Below are 3,804 nucleotides of genomic sequence, written 5' to 3' on the forward strand. Positions count from 1 at the left end.
CTCAGCTGTTTTTGTCGTTAAATCAAAGGTTTCAACGCCGTCCTGTGCTGGTGTAGTATAATCGCACTGCGCATAATCTGACAGAGGCAGAACATTAGGCTTAGGATGCACTATTAACTGTACAGCTTTTACGGCTTGACACGCTGTGGCATCTCCAGCCGCTACTACCCTGATGTATACGTTGCCCGAACCCTCATAAGCTGTAGGGTCTGTAATCTGTCCGGTAGTGCCTCCCGCCTGGGCAGTGGCATTACTGGTATAGTAGGTTATGGTATAACCACTCTGGTTATTTACAGCCTGGTTACCCGCAGGTGTCAGGTCGAAAAGTGCAGTACCGTTGTTACTTGCATCGTCGCAGGCTTCAAGGGCGGTAGGCGTAGTAAGTACCGGTGGGTGTACAATCGTCACCACAAACGAAGTCTCATCGGTACAGGTTACAGTACCATTACCGGTTTGGGCCCAAACATATACTGTACGGGTTTGTGTTAAGATATCACCTGGATATAACTGGATACCGGCACCACCTGTAGCAGTACGGTAAACAGCACCTGTGATAGACCCTAGTGTATAGCTTTGACAAGCTGTTACATCATCGTATTCAGGTGCTACAGGTTGTGGATAAACTGTTACAACAAAACTATCCTCTGCAGAACAGGCTGTAGCGCCAGATCCAACCTGTGAATATACATATATGGTTTGTGTAGCAGTTATAGCTGTACCTACAGCCAGTGGCCCTACACCACCTGTACCGGTAAAGTAACCGCCTTCACTAAGTGCAGGAAGCACATAGCTATCGTTACTACAAATAAATACATCTGCAGGAGCTGTAGCCGTAGGGCTGGCAATAACCTCTATAGAAAAACTTGTTGTGTTAACACATCCTGTAGTATTATCCACCACACGTACATATATTGTCGCGTTTGCTGAATAATAGCTATCAGTCAATGGCGATGTACCTGCATTGGCATTAGCCTGAGATGCATAATATGTTACTGTATAACCTGACGTATTGTTTGTTATTTCATTAGTTTTAGATGAAAGTGTGAATGTAGCGTGTCCGGTTCCGTCATCACAAAGCCTGTAAGCTGTAACAGCAGTATTTACTGTAGGAAGCGGATTTACAATAAGATTAAATGAACCTGTACTGAAACATCCATCACTATTTTGAGCCCTTACCCAAACGGTTTGTGGCGTAGTGGTATTGCTGTATGAAGATGCATTACCTATGGCATTTGTACCTGCCTGTGCATCAGACTGACTTGTGTAGTATGTTACAGTAAGTCCGCTTACACCTGCTGTAGCTTCCGCATTTTTTGTGGTAAGATCAAACACTGTAACGTTTCCTGTGGTAGCAAGGTCGTCACATAAAACATAATTACTAACAACCGGAACTGCCGGTTTAGGATGTACTATAAGCTGTATAGCCCTTGTAGCATAGCAGTTAGTGGTGTTACCTGTTTCTACAGCCCTTACGTATACTGTTTGCGTATTAGCTACAGTAGTGGTAAAAGCTGTGGGATTAGCTATGTTATTACTTCCTCCTGCCTGCGCATCGGCAAGAGATGTATAGTAAGTAAGCGTAAGGTTTTGTCCGTTGGCCACCTGGTTACCCGCAGTGGTTAAGTTAAATACATCAAAACCATCGTAGTTATCGTCGCATACTTCAAGAGGAGTAGCGTCAACTAATGCAGGTGCAGCATCAATAGTTATCTCTGCGCTACTGTTTCCGCCCACAATACAGGTTGCAGAAGCAGACGCTACAGAATAGGTAACAGTGTAAGTACCCGGAATGCTTGTTCCTACGGTAATTTCTCCGGTTGTAGGGTTAATTGTTAAGCCAGCCGGAGTAGCTGTATAAGTACCTCCGGTTGTAAAGCCAGAAGCCGTAGTAGGCGTAACGTTATTTCCGCCGGCACAAGCATTGGTTGGCAATGTAAAGCCTGTAACCGCATTAAAGCCCGATGTAATGGTAACGGTTTGCGGTACCGGTACACTACTACAACCTGCGGCATTCATTTGAGCTACATAGTAGGTTTGTGTACCTATAGTCGTGGTACTCGGCGTAGGCCCTACACCATCATATTCATTTCCTGCATAATACCAAATAAGGGTAGCACCAGGTTCACCAACGGCTGTAAGCGGTACAGCGGTTTGTCCCTGACAATAGGTTACGTTCGTAGTCACCGGTTCACCGGGCTCGGGACCGGTATAGGTAACCTCAAGGGTACTAATACAGTTATTTGTACCCCAGTCAAAATAATAAGTCCCCGGAACAGAGAAACCTGAAACCTGAGTATTTTGAGATGTTGCATCTGAAAAAGTAGTTACCGAAGGGTTATCTGCATGGGCAGTCCATGTACCGAAACCTGTAGCTTCTATATCAAGTGTAACTTCACCACAACCCATATAATAAGGGTTTTGGGTGATAATAATGTTAGTAGCAGTAAATTCAATATTATCCAGGAAGTTACCTATACTGGTATCACCGGTTGCTGTAGACACCGCCTGAAAATAAAAACGGGTAACCGTTTGTCCTGCAGGAACAGTATAAGTAATCGTTCCATTAGCACCATAAAACTGCCAAGCACCATTACCTGTACTCTGTTGAGTAACGGTAGTATATGTTGACACAGGCTGGCTAGCATCTCCAGCCAATAGTTTTATAGTATCGGTCCCCATACGTCCACGGTGGGCAAACTTACAGGTAAACACCACAGGCTGTGGTGTGGCATAATCCTGGTATACCCCCATAGTTCCCTGGTTTGCATTAGCATTTAGCTCTATAAACTGGCTCCCTTGGTAAGCTGTAATTGTAGGGTTAGTAAGGTAGTTTGCAGAAGGCCAATACTCCATAATATGGTCGTTTGCGGTTGTCCTCCATCCCTGAACAGTATAGTCGTTAACAAAAGTGGGACTGGTACCGGTAATTGTAGGCGATTCAAAACTATAGTTAATTGTAGTAATAGAACAGTCCTGAGAATTAGAAACCGAAGGAGTATTTACGCAGATAGAAAACGTAGTTGCAAGGCTTGGCGAAGCCAAATTAAAGAAAAGCCTTATTTTATAGGTTTGACCTGCAACAAGCTCTGTGGCATTAATTACGTTGTTTGCACTACAGTATAATTGTGTAAGCGAACCACAATCTCCAGAATAGAGCGCCATGATTACGGGCTGGGCAGTACCTGTAAAGCTTGAAAGCGCAATACTATGGTAATTAGTGGTTGCAGTAAACTGATACCAAATATCCTTACCATCAATAGTAGAACACGAAGTTAACGGCTCTGTAGATGAAGTAGCAGCAGTAAAGGATACTGTAGTACTTGTTGTACAGGCTGTGCCCGGATTTACGGTAAGTGTAGTCGCATTGGCACAATCATCGTTTACAGGGGCGTAAACAACTTTCTTTTTTGTTGGGGAATGAGGGTTTATCTCCGTTGCCAAACCAGTAAAACACTGTGCTAAAGCAACTAAAACAAACAGCAGAGTAACTTTTTTCATCAATCAGATAAATTTTGCGCTAAAATTATGTTAAATATAAATAACACACAAAGGTATTAACGCATATACAACAAGTATATTCCAATCACACCTACCTGTTTTAACATAAATTCTTTAAAAATCACATAATAATTTCCGAACCAAACTTTTGACACAAAAAAAATCCCCTTCGCTATTGCGAAGGGGACTCACTTTTGGGTAAATATGCTTAACTTAAAAAAACAGCCGTTTTAGAATACAATACGCTTGGTTACTTTACCGTTTACGGTATCTACCTCTATAATAAGCACCTGCTCCTCTGCAGTA

The 3,804-nt window shown here is 43.1% G+C and carries 1 protein-coding gene; it reads right to left on the minus strand.

The genetic code is table 11. The features are described 5' to 3' along the window. On the minus strand, positions 1-3,498 hold a 3,498-nt coding region (locus tag ACLI1A_RS19485), incomplete at its 3' end, for a hypothetical protein (RefSeq protein ID WP_411410372.1). Positions 3,499-3,804 lie beyond the last annotated feature (306 nt).

The sequence above is a fragment of the Flavobacterium sp. RHBU_3 genome, assembly GCF_046613565.1.
Classification (GTDB): domain Bacteria; phylum Bacteroidota; class Bacteroidia; order Flavobacteriales; family Flavobacteriaceae; genus Flavobacterium.